This window comes from Bacteroides sp. AM32-11AC, assembly GCF_003603515.1.
GTDB classification, from domain to species: Bacteria; Bacteroidota; Bacteroidia; order Bacteroidales; family Bacteroidaceae; genus Bacteroides; species Bacteroides uniformis.
The window spans coordinates 169,450-187,487 of the sequence record NZ_QTNH01000007.1; the positions used below are offsets into that span (position 1 = coordinate 169,450).

General features: G+C 49.7%; 14 protein-coding genes. 2 read left to right on the top strand and 12 right to left on the bottom strand.

What is annotated here, in order from left to right:
* Positions 1-32: 32 nt before the first annotated feature.
* From DW800_RS09625 to DW800_RS09645, 5 genes are all read right to left on the bottom strand, one after another.
* On the bottom strand, positions 33-461 hold the full coding sequence (locus DW800_RS09625) for a thioredoxin family protein (protein ID WP_005826712.1): 429 nt from the start codon (positions 459-461) through the stop codon (positions 33-35).
* Positions 462-470: 9 nt separating this feature from the next.
* Positions 471-767 carry a thioredoxin gene (gene trxA / locus DW800_RS09630; protein WP_005826711.1) on the bottom strand — a complete coding sequence of 99 codons (297 nt, stop codon included), beginning with the start codon at positions 765-767 and terminating at the stop codon, positions 471-473.
* Between the two features lie 71 nt (positions 768-838).
* The gene (locus tag DW800_RS09635) at positions 839-2,998 is read right to left on the bottom strand and encodes a S46 family peptidase (protein WP_057281791.1); all 2,160 of its coding nucleotides are present in this window, start codon (positions 2,996-2,998) and stop codon (positions 839-841) included.
* Between the two features lie 139 nt (positions 2,999-3,137).
* Complete coding sequence (locus DW800_RS09640) at positions 3,138-5,303, bottom strand: S46 family peptidase (protein WP_117878041.1); 2,166 nt, start codon at positions 5,301-5,303, stop codon at positions 3,138-3,140.
* A 52-nt stretch (positions 5,304-5,355) separates the two neighbouring features.
* Complete coding sequence (locus DW800_RS09645) at positions 5,356-6,591, bottom strand: anaerobic sulfatase-maturation protein (RefSeq protein WP_005826708.1); 1,236 nt, start codon at positions 6,589-6,591, stop codon at positions 5,356-5,358.
* A gap of 133 nt (positions 6,592-6,724) precedes the next feature.
* On the opposite strand from DW800_RS09645, the gene DW800_RS09650 reads away from it, so the two are divergent.
* Entirely contained in the window at positions 6,725-7,474 is a 750-nt protein-coding gene (locus DW800_RS09650; RefSeq protein ID WP_008663699.1) for a DUF4369 domain-containing protein, read from the top strand.
* Positions 7,475-7,557: 83 nt separating this feature from the next.
* On the opposite strand, the gene DW800_RS09655 is transcribed toward DW800_RS09650, so the two are convergent.
* The 7 genes from DW800_RS09655 to DW800_RS09685 form a co-directional block, all read right to left on the bottom strand.
* Entirely contained in the window at positions 7,558-8,316 is a 759-nt protein-coding gene (locus DW800_RS09655) for a lysophospholipid acyltransferase family protein (protein ID WP_005826706.1), read from the bottom strand.
* 49 nt (positions 8,317-8,365) lie between these two features.
* The gene (locus tag DW800_RS09660; RefSeq protein ID WP_005826704.1) at positions 8,366-9,541 is read right to left on the bottom strand and encodes a metallophosphoesterase; all 1,176 of its coding nucleotides are present in this window, start codon (positions 9,539-9,541) and stop codon (positions 8,366-8,368) included.
* On the bottom strand, positions 9,529-10,155 hold the full coding sequence (locus DW800_RS09665; RefSeq protein ID WP_005826703.1) for a hypothetical protein: 627 nt from the start codon (positions 10,153-10,155) through the stop codon (positions 9,529-9,531). The genes DW800_RS09660 and DW800_RS09665 overlap by 13 nt, the downstream gene beginning before the upstream one ends.
* 4 nt (positions 10,156-10,159) lie before the next feature.
* The gene (locus DW800_RS09670) at positions 10,160-10,645 is read right to left on the bottom strand and encodes an RNA polymerase sigma factor (protein WP_005826701.1); all 486 of its coding nucleotides are present in this window, start codon (positions 10,643-10,645) and stop codon (positions 10,160-10,162) included.
* A gap of 209 nt (positions 10,646-10,854) precedes the next feature.
* Positions 10,855-11,769, bottom strand: coding sequence for a vitamin B12 dependent-methionine synthase activation domain-containing protein (locus DW800_RS09675; RefSeq protein WP_035448012.1), 915 nt, complete (start codon positions 11,767-11,769; stop codon positions 10,855-10,857).
* A 40-nt stretch (positions 11,770-11,809) separates the two neighbouring features.
* Entirely contained in the window at positions 11,810-13,156 is a 1,347-nt protein-coding gene (locus DW800_RS09680) for a dihydroorotase (RefSeq protein ID WP_061412044.1), read from the bottom strand.
* A gap of 43 nt (positions 13,157-13,199) precedes the next feature.
* Positions 13,200-13,955 carry a polyprenol monophosphomannose synthase gene (locus tag DW800_RS09685; RefSeq protein WP_005836010.1) on the bottom strand — a complete coding sequence of 252 codons (756 nt, stop codon included), beginning with the start codon at positions 13,953-13,955 and terminating at the stop codon, positions 13,200-13,202.
* 653 nt (positions 13,956-14,608) lie between these two features.
* Between DW800_RS09685 and mfd the strand changes: the two genes are divergently transcribed.
* Entirely contained in the window at positions 14,609-17,998 is a 3,390-nt protein-coding gene (gene mfd, locus DW800_RS09690; RefSeq protein WP_119958019.1) for a transcription-repair coupling factor, read from the top strand.
* Positions 17,999-18,038 lie beyond the last annotated feature (40 nt).

Below are 18,038 nucleotides of genomic sequence, written 5' to 3' on the forward strand. Positions count from 1 at the left end.
GGTAGTCAGGAGTTTTTTCTTTCTATTATGAACTATTCTGTTTTCAGTAAAAAGTCGTCAATCGCCTTTTTGTAGGTAGCCTTATCGGCTGCTCCGCGGAAGAGCTGAGGCTCTCCATTCATAGGGATGAATACAAAAAGAGGGATGCTTGTTGCATTGAACAACGCTGCCAGTTCCTTTTCCTTATCCACATTGACTTTGTAGACAACGATTTTATCGGCATACTCTTTGGCCAGTTCCTTCATAATGGGAGCCACCATGCGGCAAGGTCCGCACCAGTCGGCATATAAGTCTATGATGGCAGGCTTGTTTCCCTTGTATTTCCAGTCCTGGGATTTCTCATAGTCGAACACATCCTTGATGAACATGGCTTTGTTCATGACGATAACTTCTCCGTTTGTTTGAGCATAGGCCAGCATGCAAGAAAACACGAGGGCAACCATTGCTATAATCTTCTTCATTTCTTCTTGTTAAGAGTTTTGTTCTATAACGGCTTTCAAATCCTTACCGCTGATGACACCCGAATGGCGCCATACGGCTTCACCTTTCTTAAATACGATAAATGTCGGTACTGCTTGTATGCGGTAGCGGGCAGCAAGCTCTTCGTGCTGGTCTACATCTATTTTGGCGATACGGGCAGCATCTCCTATTTCGTTTTTGAGTTCCTCCAGTACCGGATGCATGGCCTTGCACGGGCCACACCAGGTTGCAAAGAAATCAACTAAAACGGGCTTTTCTGATTGTATCAATTCTTCAAACTTTTCCATAATTTTTTCCTTTCTGTTTTTATTTATTTGTAATGATAACAAAATAGGAGGAGGATTTGTTCGCTAAATCATTATTTAATCGTCATCTCTTCAATGAGATGCGAAGCTCCCGCGTATTTGTCGATGATGAACAAGGTGTAGCGGATGTCTACACATGCTGCTCGTTGGGAGGACGGACGGAAGGCAATGTCGCCAGTCAGACCTTCGTAATTGCGGTCAAAGCCGGTACCTATCAGTTCTCCTTTGGCATTGAACACTGGGCTGCCGGAGTTTCCACCGGTATTGTCTGTGTTGACAATGAAGCAGATGGGCATTTCGCCGTTCGGCATGGCATAACGTCCGAAATCCTTTGCCTGATACAGCTGTTTCAGTTTGGCGGGGACTACAAACTCCCAATTGTCGGGATCTTCCTTCTCCATAGCTCCTTTCAGAGTGGTGTAGTAATCATATTTCACACCGTCTGCCGGAGCGTAGGGGAGCACTTGACCGTAGGTCAGGCGCAAGGTGGAGTTGGCATCCGGATAGATGGGCTGACCATTGGCAAGTTTCATGTCCATCATGCCCTTTACCCATACCTTGTGGGCGGCATTGTAGTTTTTATTGGCATCCATCATGGCAATGGAGGTCTGAAGCAGGCCGTCTGTGATGGAATATTTCAGCAAGACCATCCAGTCTGTATTAATCTTGTAGAGGCTGGGCTTGCGGATGAACTTGGCAAAGTTCTCTTTGTTGCCGAAGATGGAATGTTCAAAGCAGGCGTCGATGAAAGCGTCGCTGTTGCCCTTGAAACGCTTGTCTATGATTTGGAAAATACCGATGCGTTGTTCGGCAGGGATATACTTCATGTAGATTTTCAGCATTTCCTTGCCAACGATACGTTCCACTTCGGGGAAGGGGACAGAGGCGAAGTAGCGGTCGGCTGCCTTCTGAAGGCTGTCTTTAGCTGCTGCAATCTGTTTCTTGTCCTTGTTCTTCAAGGCAGACACCAGTCTTGCGGTACTGGGGATACGCATGAAATCGAGTCCCGTCACCAGTGCTTCCTGAATGGCTTGCTGGTGGTAGAGGGCTGGACGGCGTTGCTTTACGATGGCGCGTATCTGGTCGAATGCTTGCTGATAGCTATTGTCGTTCAGCGAGCGTCCGCGTGCCAGGAGTGCCTCTTGCTGTGCACGTTTGGTGTCCAATACTTTCAGACGGACGAGACCTTCGTTCATACCAATGGCATTTTTCCAGTAGTTGGCAGAAGATGCATACTTGCTGGCATAGTGGATGCGTACGGCATCGTCTTGCAACATTTGTTTCATCAGAGCTTTCTGGCGGACATCGCGCACGTGGTGGCGCATGAAGTTGGTGGTTTGCATACGCTCTTCCACCTCGTCGGAAATCATGTAGCGCCAGTTGCGTCCGGGGAATCCCATGACGAAGGTAAAGTCGCCCTCGCGATAGCCGTCAAGGCTGATGGTGAGATGTTTCTTCACTTTTAGGGGAACGTTGTCTTTGCTGTAAGCGGCGGGTTTCCCGTCTTTGTCGGCATAGATGCGGAAGATGGAGAAATCTCCCGTGTGGCGGGGCCACATCCAGTTGTCGGTGTCTGCGCCGAACTTGCCGATGGAGGAGGGGGGAGCGCCTACCATGCGGATGTCGCTATAGGTGGTCTTTACGAACAGATAGTATCTGTTTCCACCGTAGAAGGCTTTCAGTTCCAGCTTGCGGCCGGGTGTCAGGGCGATGCCTTCGGACTTGGCGAAGCGGTCGGCTACTGTCTTCAGGTATTTGGGAGACAGATAATTGGTGCCGTTCGGGTCGTCGTCGGTTTTCAGTTGTTCGTTTACGTAGTCTGTCACGTCCAGTATCCGGTCGATGTAGGTGACGGTGAGTCCCTTGCAGGGAAGCTCCTCTTCGCGGGACATAGCCCAGAAACCGTCGGTCAGGTAGTCGTGTTCCACCGAGCTGTGTTGCTGTATGGCGCCATAGCCGCAGTGGTGGTTGGTCAGTACCAGGCCTTCGGCAGAGATGACTTCGCCGGTACAGCCACCGCCGAAATGCACCACGGCATCCTTCAGGGCAATGCCGTCGGGATTGTAGATTTGGTTGGTGGGGATGAGCAGTCCGAGTTCCGTCATGGCTACTTCGTTCTGCTTTTGCAGGTCGGTGAGCATCCACATACCTTCGTCGGCGTGTGCGGCAAGGACAGAAGATGTAATGAATAATGATAATAGGATTCTTTTCATGGTGATGTGCGTTAGAAGAGCATCTGAGAGGGGGGCTATTCAGTATACGACTGAATAGGGTTAAGTATACGACTGAATGGCATTCACTATACGACTGAATGCCATTCAGTATGGGAGGTAATCTCTCAGAGGCTTTAATTTATTCTATAATGTTCATTTCTTTTATCAGATGACTGCAATTGCCCAGTTTGTCGAGGATGAAGAGCACGTAGCGTATATCCAGTGCAATGCAACGCTGCAGGTCATTGTTGAAGTTGATGTCACCGCTCAGAGATTCCCAGTTGCCGTCGAAAGCAGTACCGATGAGCTGTCCTTCGCCATTGATGACGGGGCTGCCGGAGTTACCGCCGGTGATGTCGTTCGTCGTGAGGAAGCAAACCGGCATGGTGCCGTCTGCCATGGCGTAGCGTCCGAAGTCTTTCTTTTGAATCAGTTCTTTCAGCTTGGCGGGTACCACGAATTCACGGTCTTCGGGATTCTCTTTTTCAAGGATACCGTCGGTAGTGGTATAGTAGTCGTAGTGTACGGCATCGCGTGGGCTGTATGATTTTACATTACCATAGGTCAGACGCATGGTGAAGTTGGCATCCGGATAGGAGGGGACGGGCTGTTTCATTTCACCCAAGCCACGGATGTAGGCCTTGTGGAGCAGTTCCATTCCGCTTTCCAGTTCCATGTATTGCTTTCCGAGTTCCTGCAGCTTTTCGTTCTTGGAGCGCGAGTAAGCCGTAGCAGGGTCTTTCTCGATGGCTTTCACGGTGGGCTTTGCCAGGAATTTATCCAGGTTCTTGCGGTTGGAGAGGATGGAGTTGTCGTAAATGTTGTCTACGTATGTGTTGTAGTCGCCCTTGAACTCTCCGTTGATGGTTTGGTAGAAGGAGGGCAGCTCGTTGGCGTTCAGTGCCTTGGCAAGGGCGGGCAGGATGGCTTTGGCTACGGCGCGGTCCACTTCGTGGTCGTAGTCTTTATTGTGGATACCATCGTATGCATTTTCCAACTGCTTCTTCGAAGCTTGCAGCAATGAGTCGTTCTTCTCTTCGAGCGCTTTCTTTATGTTATCCATAATAAGGTAGGTACTGCCGAATTCGATAGCACCGCGCAATGCTTCGTTGGTATAGTAGAGCTGGCGCAGCGTGGGGGTGCTTTTCTCGATGATGGCATCAATTTTCTCTACCACACCCTCGTATTCGGGTTTTCCTTGGGCAAAGGCAGCATACTTTTTCTCGATTTCGGCTTTGGCGCCCAACACGTCATTGTCGATGATTGCCTTGTTCATACCAATGGAGTTCTTCCAGTAGTTACTGCTTCCGGCAAACTTGCTGGCATACTGGATGCGGGTCTTGTCACTGGCATCCATATACTTGCGCAGCACTTCGAGGCGTACGCCGCGCATATCAATCATTGCCTGATTCACGGCGTTCATGCGTTGTTTCACTTCGCTCTGGGTGAGGTAACGTTCTGTGCTGCCGGGGAAGCCCATAATCATGGCGTAGTCACCTTCGTTCAGACCTTTGATGGAGATGGGCAGGAACTTCGGGGTTTTCAGGGGTACGTTGCTTTCACTGTATTCAGCCGGCTCTCCGTTGGCATCGGCATAGATACGGAACATGGAGAAGTCGCCCGTGTGGCGCGGCCACATCCAGTTGTCGGTCTCACCGCCAAACTTACCTACCGAGGAGGGAGGAGCGGCAACCATACGCACGTCGCTGTATACCTTATAATAGAACATATAGAATTTGTTTCCTGCATAGAAGGGGAGTGCGCGCACTTCAATGCCCGGTTTACCCTTCAAATCGCTCTTCTCCAGTTCCTCTTTTGCCAGTTTGTTGAGGAACGGGGAAGTCAGTGCATCGATTTCCGTCACTTCGCCTGCCTTTATTTTAGCGTTGACAAGGTCGGTGATGTCTACAATGCGGTGCACGAAACGGAATTTCAATCCCGGGGTGGGCAGTTCTTCACTGCGGTTCATGGCCCAGAAACCATCTGTCAGATAATCGTGTTCCACGCTGCTGTGCTGCTGTATGGCACCGTATCCGCAATGGTGATTGGTCAGAATCAGTCCTTCCGGAGAGATGATTTCGCCGGTACAGCCACCGCCAAAGATACCTACAGCATCTTTCAGTGACACGCCGTTGGGATTATAAAGGTCGTCAGCCTCCAGCTTCAGTCCTTGCTTTTTCATCATGTCGATGGAGTTCTGCTGCTTCATCAGTTGCAACAACCACATTCCTTCGTCTGCACGCGCAGAGCAGACTGTCAGTGCGGCAATGGCCGCAAGCAAACCTTTCTTAAATGTAATCTTCATATAATCAATTATTAAGTAATGTCTTTGAATTTCATTGTCATCGCTTGTGGGCTTATGGCTTTATGGCATTGTTTCTTATTGCTTCCATAATGTTTGCAGGCGGACGCCGGTTCATCAGTTCGTTCTTCATAAAGTCCATGTATGGGGCTGCGTGACTGAAGAACTTATGATATCCTGCACAAAGGTAATTCAGTCCCGGCTCTCCGTCGGCTGTACGTGCAAAACGGTTCTTTGGACATTCGCCGTTGCAGGCAAACAGCCATTCGCACTCCCTGCATTGGGTGGGGAGAGATTGTTGCTTCATCAGTCCGAAGGCTTGTTGCCGTTCTCCGTACATCATCTCCACCAGTGTATTCTGATGGATGTTGCCCAGTTTATATTCGGGGAAAACAAAATGGTCGCACGCATATACGTCTCCGTTGAACTCCATGACGCCTGCATGGCCGCAAGTCTTTGCCATGGAACATACACCCGGTTGTTCGCCTATCCAGTTGGCAAGGGTAGAGTCGAATAACTGTATGTAGTAAGTACCCACGTCCTGCTTTACCCATTCGTCGAACAAGGCGCATAGGAAGTCTCCCCATTGTTCCGGCGTGACGGAAAAGTCTGCCAGCTGCGTGCTCTTTTCCTTGTCTGCCAGGGAGGCAAGATGGCGTCCGTCCCCATGAGGGGCAATGCGCTCCACGATGGGGGCAAACTGGATGTAATGGCATCCTATCTCCTTGAAGAAATTATAGAAGTCCAGCGGATAGTCGGCGTTGTAGTCATTGACCACTGCCATTCCGTTCCATTCCACACCGTGCTTTTTCAGCAGGTTGATGCCCTGCATCACCTTGACGAAAGAGGGCTTGCCCTGCTTGTTCTTCCGGTATTCGTCATGGAACTCCTGAGGCCCGTCTATGGAGACACCCACCAGCCAGTTGTTTTCTTTGAAAAACCGGCACCATTCATCGGTCAGCAACGTGCCGTTGGTCTGTATGCAGTTGTCTATGGTGCGTCCGTTGGCATATTTCTTTTGCAGCTCCATGGCACGTTTGTAGAAAGAGAGCGGACGCATCAGCGTCTCTCCGCCATGCCAGGTGAACAGAACCTGGGGCATGGTCTGCGAGTTGATGTACTCCTCGATGAACTTTTCCAGCAGTTCCTCGCTCATCACATGCTTGGGGTTGTCTCTATATAGTTTGGATTTCTCCAGATAATAGCAATAATCGCATGCCAGATTGCATACCGCACCTACCGGTTTCAGCATTACATAGAGCGGTTTGGCAAAAGGTGCATAGGTTGACATGTATATTTTCTCTATTTTTATGATTTATAATTGTGCAAAAATACGTAAACCGAATGAAAAATCCTTTCTTTCTATTCGGTTTATAAGGAATATTAATACCTTTGCTGGGTGTAATTCAAAAATCGTTTCTTGCATGATTAGAATGAGTGTGAACCGCATTTTACCCTTTTTGCTCCTGCTTGTGCTCTTTACTTCTTGCAACCGCAAGTATAAGATAGAGGGCAGTTCCTCGGTAACCAGCCTTGACGGAAAGATGTTGTTCCTCAAGACGCTTCGGGACGGGCAATGGGTGAACGTCGACTCGGCAGAGGTTATCCATGGGCATTTCAAGATGAAAGGCCGGGCCGATTCCGTGATGATGGTGACTCTTTATATGGACCACGAGGGCATTATGCCTTTGGTGCTGGAAGACGGCAAAATCGTGGTTTCCATCTCCAATACTCAGTTGATTGCCAAAGGGACTCCTTTGAATGACAAACTGTACGAGTTCATAGACAAGCGCAATTCCCTGGAAGTGAAGATAGAGGAGCTGGAACGGAAAGAGGCGCGTATGGTGCTGGACGGTGCCAATCTGGATGACGTGCATGGGCAGTTGGCAAAGGAAGGCGAAGCACTTGTGAAGGAGATGAACGACTACGTCCGGCAGTTCATTGTAGATAACTTTGAGAATGTGCTGGGCCCCAGTGTATTCATGATGATGTGCAGCACACTGCCCTATCCGGTGATGACTCCGCAGATTGAGGACATCATGAGAACTGCTCCCTTGTCTTTTAAAGAGAATACTTTGGTGAAGGATTTCCTTACAAAGGCGAAGGAGAACATGCAGCTGATTGAAGAGCAGAAACGCATGAAGCAAAATGCTTCTGTAGGAGGACAGAAATAAACAGGAATGAGTTGATAATGACAAACGGGAATGCCTGAATATCTTGATAGGATATTCAGGCATTCCCGTTTGTCATTATGTCTTTATCTGTCCTGGTCTTCGTTCTTCACCATCCCTTTATACTTTTCCGGCAATGCACTCTCCACCGCCGCATAAGCCTCGTTCATGCTTGCCTTGATGTTTTCTGCCCCTTTCCCTTTGGGAGGAATAGGTTCATGGATGGTCAGTATCATCCGGTGACGGTGTATCCACTTTCCGGTGCGTGGAAGAATCTCGAACGAGCCGTCTATAGTGACGGGCACCACTTCCAGTTGCAGTTCATCTGCCAACTGGAAAGCACCTCTCTTGAAGTACCCCATGTGTCCCGTGAAGGTACGTGCCCCTTCGGGAAATACTACCAGTGACACGCCGTCTTTCAAAGATGATTCTGCCTGCCGCATGGTGGCAAGCACCTTCTTGGGGCTGGAACGGTCGACGAAGATATGTCCTGCGCTCTCGCATGCCTTGCCGACAAACGGGATTTTGCGCAGGCTCTTCTTCATCATCCATTTGAAGTTCCGTCCCAGGAATCCGTATATCAGGAATATGTCGAAGGCACCTTGGTGATTGGGCACAAACACGTAGGAAGTACGTTTGTGTATTTTCTCCCTTCCATGTACCTCCACCGGAATAAGCAGTATATAGCAGATGAGCTGTGACCAGATTTTACCGGGATAGTAACCCCAGATATGCGCTCCTCCTATCAGCGAACCGATGATGGTGACCAATGCTGTAAGGATAGTCAGTACCAATAAAATGGGCAACGCAAAGCAAACCTGATAAATAATATAAAGTATCTTCATAGGTGTCGGATTTTTTATTGCTACAAAGATATACCTTTTTCTTATTTCGTCACTCTTTCTCTCTTACTAATTTTAGTACCGTAATTTCCGGCCATGCCCCGAACCGGAACGGCAGTCCTACATAGCCGATGCCAATATTTACGTACAAAGCCCTCTTGCCTTCGTAGTACATTCCTCTCCATTCCGGATAGATAAGTTCGGCAAGGGAATGTCCGAACAAGATGCCTTGCATGGCGTGGGTGTGTCCTGCAAGCATCAGTGAAATATCCGATTGGGGCAGTACCTCGCGCCTCCAGTGGGTAGGGTTATGGCTGAGCAATATTTGGAACATTCCCTCCGTGCCCTGCATGGCTTGCGGCAAGTCTGCAAATTGGGAGAAAGGAGGCTCCCCGTCGTTTTCCACACCGATGAGGGCTATGCTGTCACCTTTGTGATGAAGGATGTCATGCTCATTGTTCAGCAGTTTCCATCCCATTGCTTTCTGCTGCCGGATTAAATAGTCCAGATTGGCGATTTCTGCTTTCGGGCTTTGCCAGTGATAGTATGAGCCATAGTCATGGTTGCCGAGGATGGAGTATACTCCGTCCGGTGCATATAGTTGGGAGAGTATTTCTTGGAAACCATCCAGTTCGTGGCTCTGCTGGTTCACGAGGTCACCGGTGAAGACAATCAGGTCCGGCTTCTGTCCGTTGACTAAATCGACCAACTGTTTGATGGGTTCCGGATTGCCTTGCCAACTGCCGATGTGTATGTCCGATATTTGCACGATGCGGTAGCCGTCGAAACCTTCCGGAATATTGGCAGAACGGTATTCCACTTCTTTTGTATCGAAACGGGTGATGCCTGCCAGGGTACCGTAAAGGATATTGAAGAAGCTGACGACAGCCAAAACCAGTCCTATAGCGGTGAACGGGCTGCGGGGACAACGACGGATGATGAAGTGCGCCAGTACTCCCACCAGCGAGCAAAGCATGAATATGGTTTTTGGAAAGACAAACAGCATGATGGTAATTGCCAGTCTGCCTATGGCCTGCGTATGGTTTGACATCGCATTGTCGCCCGTAAGGAATATGAAGTAAACATAGCCTGCCGCTAATAGCAAGGTGGGAAGCCAATAAAGGCAGTGAAGGACTGCCTTTCTGGTTTTTCTTACTACATAAACCAAGTAAATGTAAAGGTCGGGGATGAGAAGGAAAAGGATGAAAACAAGAGTTACTCGGTGCATATATCTTTCAATTCTTCAATGTTCTTTTTAATATTGTCCAGATGTTTGTAAATCACTTTTTTGTAGAGAATATAGATAATTAGCGCGTCAAATACTACGAAAAGGGTAATCAGTAGGGCTTGTACGCTGGCTGGTGCCAGATGATATTCCATCACCCAATAGTTGAGGATATTGAAAAGGATAATCCAAATGGAGATGCCCATCACTTCATATCTGGTCCATTGGCGGAAGGTGGTCATACGGCGACTGACTTCGGCAACCCCCATTTCATCAATACGCGTGTCCTTGTTCCAGCGGTATGTTTTCCAGTCCCACCACATGCCTATGAGGATGCTTATAGCGATGAATCCCAGTAAAGCGACAATCTTGCCTTGCAGCTGCTCATTGAAGCCGAAGGTGGGCAGCAACAGCCATATAAGCAGAAGGGCTGCCAGACCTACCGCTCCCATTCCGATAGAGAAACGCTGTATGACTACGAGTCGTCCCAGACTTTTGCGGGTATTGGCCTTGTAGCCGGCAATCAGTTCGGTAATCTGCTGTTCGTCAGCAATCGGTTCTTTCTGCAACTGTTCATTCAGTGCGTTCCATGATTTCTTCAGTTCATCCAGTTCCATATATTTATTCCTCCTTATTCATTTTTTTCAATTTGTCCTTGATGCGGCTGAGTTTGGTGGCAACGTTTGTCAAGGTCAGCCCGGTGATTTCGGCAATTTCTTCGTAGCTTTTCTCTTCCAGATAGAGCAGTATGATGGACTTTTCCAATTGTCCCAGTCGGTTTATCATCCGGTAGAGCTGCCGTAGCATGGCTTGTGTCTCGTCGGTTTCTTCAGTCCGGTCGGCTTCCTGGGTGAGGGTGACGATTTCGGGGATGTTCTTTTCTTTGCGGATAAAGCTGATGCACGTGTTCAGTGCGATGCGGTAAATCCATGTGGAAATCTTACACTCCCGCCGGAACTTGGGAAATGCTTTCCATAAGTTGAGCACCACTTCCTGATACAGGTCGTTGAGGGTAGCATTGGGCGTGGTGTACAGATAGCACACCTTATATATCACGCGCTCATACTCCCGTACCACGGATACAAACTCTTGTTCTGCATTTTCCATCTTTTAGCTTCTTTCGAATTGCTTTTGCACTGTTAGTCGCATTGTGTGGCGATAAATCACAGTTCAAAAAGGATTATTTTAATGTGTTAATGTGCCTATATGCTAATGTGCCTATATGCTAATGTGCCAATGACCTGCGGCATGGTAGCACAATATACATATAGCGCAGCCAATTGGCACATTAGCATATAGGCACATTAGCACATTATTCATATTGTAGTGGCTAAAAACTTCCGCATATCCCCTATTGGCATTCCCCGGCGGCGGGCGTAGTCGTCCAGCTGGTCTTCTCCAATCTTGCCCACTGAAAAGTATCGGGATGCGGGATGTGCCAGCATCATGCCGCAGACGGAGGAGTGAGGGTGCATGGCTCCATGTTCAGTCAGCGTGATGCCTATCTGCTTCATGCCGAGCAGTTCGTCCAGCAGGAAATTCACGGATTGGTCGGGTAGGGAGGGGTATCCCACAGCGGGGCGGATGCCTTGGTATTTCTCGACCAGCAGATCCGGAATGGACAAGGATTCGTCGGGGGCATAGCCCCAAGCCTCCTTGCGGACATATTCGTGCATCTTTTCTGTGGCGGCTTCGGCAAGGCGGTCGTTCAGAGTCTGTACAAGGAGATGTTTGTAAGGGTCGCTTTTATAAGTCTCTTCGGCCTCTTCACTGATGGTGGAGGCGAAAAGCCCTACGATGTCGGGCGTGCCTGAAGAGAGGGGACGTACAAAATCGCTCAGACAGAGAAATGGACCGCCATCGGGTTGGGGTGTCTGCTGGCGGAGCAGTGGGAAGGTTGTTCCTTCTATCAAGAGGTTATCTCCGTCTGCATTTGCCTGGCAAAGCCTGAAGATGCAATGGATGGAGATTGTTTCGTCCAGTCGGCCGAGCATTCTATTGGCTTCCTTGAAGAGCTGCATGGCTTCGGAAGCTTTGGTACGTTCCTCCTCGGGAAAGGTTGTCAGCCAAAGTGCACGGCAGGAATCGCAGCCATGGATGTTGGCAATAGCCGCAAAGCGAGGCTGGAAGCCCCAGGCATGGAAGAAATAAATCCAGTTGATGTAAGGGGTTACTTCATGAATCCGATACGAAAGCAATTCATGCCCCGGTGCCAGTATTGTCCTTTTCATCCCATTTAATCCTTAATCCCTAATCCTTAATTCCTAGCCTTCACTCCCCAAATCTCAGTTCCTCGCCACGATAAGCATCGTCCACCATGCCGTCGCTATAAACGGGATGTCCGTTGGCAAAAGTCCTTTCCACTTTCCAGTTGAAGGTATGTCCTTCCAATGGGCTCCAGCCGCATTTGCTCAAAACTTTGTCGGCTGTCACTTCCCACGGGGTATCGGGGCGTACCAGCACAAGGTCTGCCCGGTAACCTTCACGGATATAGCCGCGCTCGTTGATGCGGTAAATTTGTGCGGGAGCATGGCACATTTTTTCAACGATGGTCTCGAGTGTGAATACTCCCTCATCCACCAGTTGCAGCATGCTGACAAGTGAGAACTGTATCATCGGCATGCCGGACATGGCCTTCAAGGCACCTCCTTCTTTTTCGGAGAGCAGATGGGGCGCATGGTCGGTGGCTATAACGTCTATCAGGCCGGAGTTGACGGCTGCACGCAGGGCATCGCGGTCGGCTTGCTTCTTAATGGCAGGATTGCACTTGATACGTGTGCCCAACGTGCGATAGTCACTGAGCGTGAAGAGGAGATGGGCAACGCATGCTTCGGCGGTGATATGCTTCTCGGAAAGTGAATAGTCATTGAACAGTTGCAGTTCCTTGGCTGTGGACACATGCAGAATATGCAGCCGTGCACCGGCAATCCTTGCCAGCCGTACTGCCAGCTCAGAAGATGCATAGCATGCTGCCGAGGAGCGGATGTAGGGATGCTTGCCTATGGGAATATCATTCTCTCCGGCAAACATTTCCTTATACTTGGCAATATTGTTCTTGATGGTTTCCTGGTCTTCGCAGTGGGCGGCAATCAGCATGTCTGTACCGTTGAAGATGTTCAGCAGGCTGTTCATCTTGTCTACCAGCATGTTTCCGGTACTGGAGCCCATGAATAGCTTGATACCGCAGACGCGGTGCTTGTCCAGCTTGCCGAATTCGCTGTAATTGTCGTTTGTTGCGCCGAAGTAGCAAGAATGGTTTACGATACACTTCTCGTTCAGCAAATCAAGTTTGGCGTTCAAGGCATCCAGCGTAGTGGTCACCGGATTTGTATTGGGCATATCCATGATGGAGGTCACACCACCTGCGGCAGCCGCACGGCTTTCGGTGAGGATGTCCGCTTTGTGGGTCAGCCCGGGATCGCGAAAATGTACATGGTCGTCGATGATGCCAGGCAACAGATAGCATCCGGTGGCATCTATGGTCTCGTCACAAGGGGCGGAGAGCGGTTTCCAGTTGGTCAGTACCTCTGCAATGCGCCCGTCTTCTATCACTACGGAACCTTTCACGGATTGTCCTTCGTTGACAATCGTAGCGTTATGTATCAATGTTCTTTTCATATCTTCCTAATATTATAGTAAACCCCTATCACTCTATCACCTATCACTTCATCTCCTTATCTACGGTAGGATATTTATGGAACCAACTGTTCCATTTCAACCGAATCACTCCGAATACGGCTTCACCAAAAATACTGCTGTTCATTTTGGAGGTGCCCAGTTCGCGATTGATGAAGATGACAGGCACTTCCTTTACCTTGAAGCCGCATTTGTAGGCGGTGAATTTCATTTCTATCTGGAAGGCGTATCCTTTGAAGCGGATACCGTCCAGATTGATGGTCTCCAATACCCGGCGGCGGTAACATACAAATCCGGCTGTAGTATCGTGGATGGGCAGCCCGGTGATGAAGCGTACATACTTGGAGGCAAAATAAGACATCAGTACACGTCCCATGGGCCAGTTCACTACGTTCACACCACTCACATAACGTGAACCGATGGCTACATCGGCACCCTCTTCGGAACAGGCGCGGTAGAGTCGCGGCAAGTCTTGGGGATTGTGGCTGAAGTCGGCATCCATTTCGAATACATACTCATAACCTCGTTGCAATGCCCACTTAAAGCCGGCTATGTAGGCTGTACCCAGTCCTAACTTTCCTTTGCGCTCCACCATGAAGAGGCGTTCGGGAAACTCCTGCTGCAAGGTCTTTACAATGGCAGCCGTTCCGTCGGGCGAACCGTCTTCAATGACAAGGATGTGAAAACCATGTTTCAGAGCAAAAACGGCACGGATGATATTTTCTATATTCTCCCGTTCATTGTAGGTGGGGATGATGACAATGCTGTCTGATGTTTGCATACTTATAGGTAATGGGGGTTATAACTGGGAACAAATGTAATACATTTCTTTTTTATCTGGCAGCATTTTCACACAAATCTTGATTTTGCAAAGTTCTGGCGCCACGACTCTTTCATTTATGTAGCTCCTTCTAACTCCTGACTATGAGGAATGCAGGTTAAATCAAAGAACCGTATGCTTGACTTTGAACTTTAGCCTCAATCTTTAGCTATTCCCGTTTCAATCATTAACAGAAAACATTCAAACTATTAAAGAAAAACTTTCGAAGTATAAAGGATAAAGTGGGTAGATATAGGGAGAAAAAGTGCTCTTCAGTCTTGGTCTGTCTATCCCAAGCTTTGGGATAGACAGACCAACCCCTGGGATACATGTCCGCAGGCTGGGGATAAACTTTGTGTAACATAACTCCTGAATAGGGATTGTGTAGGCTGTGTTATTCATAATTGGAGGAAAAGAAGTTTCATTGCCTTCCCCGATAAATAGGGCGATACAGAAAAAAGGTGAAGGATGTGCAGGCTGACAGCAGAAAGATTATTTCAGAGAACATAGTTGCCGACAGGTCAAAGCTAAAGATTATTTGTGTATTTTTGCACCGAATTTATTTCGGTAGGATACCTTATGAGAGGCAATACCGGGGGAAAAAGCGCAAAGCAATGAATATAACTGAACTGCAACAATCTTATGCTTCCCATCCCAATGTAGAGGGGGTGTGCAGGCTTCTGAAAGATAACTCTGTCCGTCACCTATATTGCGGAGGTTTATATGCCTCTGCCGCTTCTTTGTTTTCGTCTGTATTGGTTCAGCGGGCTACTTGTCCGCTCGTTTTCATTCTGGGCGATATGGAGGAAGCCGGTTATTTCTATCATGATTTGACGCAGATATTGGGGACAGAGCAGGTATTGTTTTTTCCTTCTTCATTTCGCCGCGCCATCAAGTACGGGCAGAAGGATGCGGCAAACGAAATACTCCGTACAGAAGTGCTGAGTCGCCTGCAAAAAGGAGAAGAGGGGCTTTGCGTGGTGACCTATCCGGATGCGCTGGCCGAAAAGGTTGTCTCTCGTAAGGAACTGGGAGAGAATACACTGAAACTGCATGCAGGCGAGAGGGTGGATATGAACTTCGTGACGGACGTATTGCGCAGCTACGGTTTTGAATATGTGGACTACGTCTACGAGCCGGGGCAGTATGCCGTTCGTGGCAGTATTATCGACGTCTTTTCCTTCTCTTCCGAATATCCCTTCCGTATAGACTTTTTCGGCGATGAGGTGGAAAGCGTCCGTACCTTCGAGGTGGAAACACAGCTCTCGAAAGAGAAGAAAGAAAGCATCGTGATAGTTCCCGACTTGAGCCATAGCCTGGAAAAAAAAGGAAGCGGCGGCATGGTGTCGTTCCTCGATTTCCTTCCGTCGGACAGCTTGCTTGCCATGCGCGACTTTCTCTGGTTGCGCGAACGCATCCAGACCGTGCACGACGAATCGCTCACCCCACAGGCCATCGCCGCCCGTGAGTCGGAGGAGAATGGAGCCATCACGCTGGAAGGCAAGCTGATTGATGGTGGCGAGTTCACCCTGCGCGCCCTCGATTTCCGCCGGATGGAGTTCGGCAACAAGCCCACCGGAACGCCGGATGCTACCGTCTCGTTCCATACTACGGTACAGCCTATCTTCCATAAAAACTTCGACATGGTGGCGGAGAGTTTCCGCGAATACCTCTCCCGTCACTACACCATCTACATATGCAGCGACAGCCTGAAACAGACCGACCGCATCCGTGCCATCTTTGAGGACCGTGGAGACAACATATCCTTTACCGCCGTGGAACGGACACTGCACGAAGGCTTTGCCGACGACACTTTACGTATCTGTATCTTTACCGACCATCAGCTGTTCGACCGCTTTCACAAGTATAACTTGAAGAGCGACAAGGCACGCAGCGGCAAGGTGGCCTTGAGCCTGAAGGAGCTGAACCAATTCACCCCCGGCGACTATGTGGTGCATACCGACCACGGTGTGGGGCGTTTTGCCGGACTGGTACGTATCCCCAACGGTGACACCACGCAGGAGGTGATGAAGATTGTCTATCAGAACGAAGATGTGGTGTTTGTCTCCATCCACTCTCTGCACAAGGTTTCCAAGTACAAGGGAAAGGAGGGTGAAGCGCCCCGCCTCAACAAGCTCGGCACCGGAGCTTGGGAGAAGCTGAAAGACCGCACCAAGACGAAGATAAAGGATATTGCCCGCGACTTGATAAAACTCTACTCGCAACGCCGCGAGGAGAAGGGGTTCCAATACAGTCCCGACAGCTTCCTGCAACGGGAGTTGGAAGCCTCCTTCATCTATGAGGATACCCCCGACCAAAGCAAGGCTACTTCCGACGTGAAGGCCGACATGGAGAGTGCCCGTCCGATGGACCGCCTGGTGTGCGGTGACGTGGGCTTCGGCAAGACGGAGGTGGCTGTTCGTGCCGCTTTCAAGGCTGTGGCGGACAATAAGCAGGTGGCTGTACTGGTGCCCACTACCGTACTTGCCTATCAGCATTTCCAGACCTTCAAGGAGCGCTTGAAAGGTTTGCCTTGCCGGGTGGAGTATCTGAGTCGTGCCCGCACCGCTGCTCAGGCAAAGGCTGTAGTGAAAGGGCTTGCCGAAGGGGAAGTGAATATTCTTATCGGTACCCACCGTATCCTGGGAAAAGACGTTAAGTTCAAAGACCTTGGTTTGTTGATTATTGATGAGGAGCAGAAGTTCGGCGTCTCCGTCAAGGAGAAACTCCGCCAATTGAAGGTGAATGTGGATACGCTGACCATGACGGCTACACCCATTCCCCGTACCTTGCAGTTTTCGCTGATGGGTGCGCGCGACTTGAGCGTCATCCAGACACCGCCGCCTAACCGCTATCCCATCCAGACGGAAGTGCACACCTTCAACGAGGAAATCATTGCCGACGCCGTCAATTTTGAGATGAGCCGTAACGGGCAGGTATTCTTCGTGAATAACCGTATTTCCAATCTGTTTGAGTTGAAGGCCATGATAGAGCGGCACATTCCCGACTGCCGTGTCTGTATCGGACACGGACAGATGGAGCCTGCCGAACTGGAGAAGATAATCTTTGATTTCGTCAATTACGATTACGACGTGCTGCTTGCCACTACCATCATCGAAAGTGGCATCGACATACCCAATGCCAATACCATTATCATCAACCAGGCGCAGAACTTCGGTCTCAGTGACTTGCACCAGATGCGCGGACGTGTGGGGCGGAGCAATAAAAAAGCTTTCTGTTACCTGCTGGCACCGCCTTTGTCCTCCCTTACTCCCGAAGCAAAACGACGCCTGCAAGCCATCGAGAACTTCTCCGACCTGGGTAGTGGCATCCACATTGCCATGCAGGACCTTGACATCCGTGGTGCAGGCAATATGCTCGGTGCCGAACAGAGCGGTTTCATTGCCGACCTAGGCTACGAGACGTATCAAAAGATTCTCTCCGAAGCTGTGCACGAACTGAAGACCGACGAGTTTGCCGACCTTTATGCCGAAGAACTGAAAGCGGACGGAGGCGTCATCAGCGGCGAGCAGTTTGTGGACGAATGCCAGGTGGAAAGCGACCTCGAACTTCTGTTGCCTGCCGATTACGTGACTGGCAGCAGCGAGCGTATGTTGCTCTATCGCGAGTTGGACGGATTGACACTCGACAAGGATGTGGATGCTTTCCGTTCCCGCCTCGAAGACCGCTTCGGCCCGATTCCTCCCGAAACGGAAGAACTGCTGCGCATCGTTCCCTTGCGACGCCTGGCTGCCCGGCTCGGTGTAGAAAAGGTCTTTCTGAAAGGGGGACGCATGTCTCTATTTTTTGTTTCCAATCCGGATAGCCCGTACTATCAGAGCCAGGCTTTCGGCAAAGTCATTGCCTACATGATGAAGTACACCCGCCGTTGCGACCTGCGCGAGCAGAACAACAAACGGAGTATGCTGGTGAAGGATGTCAGGACGGTGGAAGAAGCTGTCTGTGTGTTGCAGGAGGTAGTGGCAATGCAGGTGGAGGAGTGAACAGGTATCGGAAAGAAAGACTACTGCATATTTGTTTTAT

Coding starts and splice junctions, on each gene's coding strand:
- DW800_RS09625 (WP_005826712.1), bottom strand. CDS start 461: ATGAAGAAGATTATAGCAATGGTTGCCCTCGTGTTTTCTTGCATGCTG.
- trxA (WP_005826711.1), bottom strand. CDS start 767: ATGGAAAAGTTTGAAGAATTGATACAATCAGAAAAGCCCGTTTTAGTT.
- DW800_RS09635 (WP_057281791.1), bottom strand. CDS start 2,998: ATGAAAAGAATCCTATTATCATTATTCATTACATCTTCTGTCCTTGCC.
- DW800_RS09640 (WP_117878041.1), bottom strand. CDS start 5,303: ATGAAGATTACATTTAAGAAAGGTTTGCTTGCGGCCATTGCCGCACTG.
- DW800_RS09645 (WP_005826708.1), bottom strand. CDS start 6,591: ATGTCAACCTATGCACCTTTTGCCAAACCGCTCTATGTAATGCTGAAA.
- DW800_RS09650 (WP_008663699.1), top strand. CDS start 6,725: ATGATTAGAATGAGTGTGAACCGCATTTTACCCTTTTTGCTCCTGCTT.
- DW800_RS09655 (WP_005826706.1), bottom strand. CDS start 8,316: ATGAAGATACTTTATATTATTTATCAGGTTTGCTTTGCGTTGCCCATT.
- DW800_RS09660 (WP_005826704.1), bottom strand. CDS start 9,541: ATGCACCGAGTAACTCTTGTTTTCATCCTTTTCCTTCTCATCCCCGAC.
- DW800_RS09665 (WP_005826703.1), bottom strand. CDS start 10,155: ATGGAACTGGATGAACTGAAGAAATCATGGAACGCACTGAATGAACAG.
- DW800_RS09670 (WP_005826701.1), bottom strand. CDS start 10,645: ATGGAAAATGCAGAACAAGAGTTTGTATCCGTGGTACGGGAGTATGAG.
- DW800_RS09675 (WP_035448012.1), bottom strand. CDS start 11,769: ATGAAAAGGACAATACTGGCACCGGGGCATGAATTGCTTTCGTATCGG.
- DW800_RS09680 (WP_061412044.1), bottom strand. CDS start 13,156: ATGAAAAGAACATTGATACATAACGCTACGATTGTCAACGAAGGACAA.
- DW800_RS09685 (WP_005836010.1), bottom strand. CDS start 13,955: ATGCAAACATCAGACAGCATTGTCATCATCCCCACCTACAATGAACGG.
- mfd (WP_119958019.1), top strand. CDS start 14,609: ATGAATATAACTGAACTGCAACAATCTTATGCTTCCCATCCCAATGTA.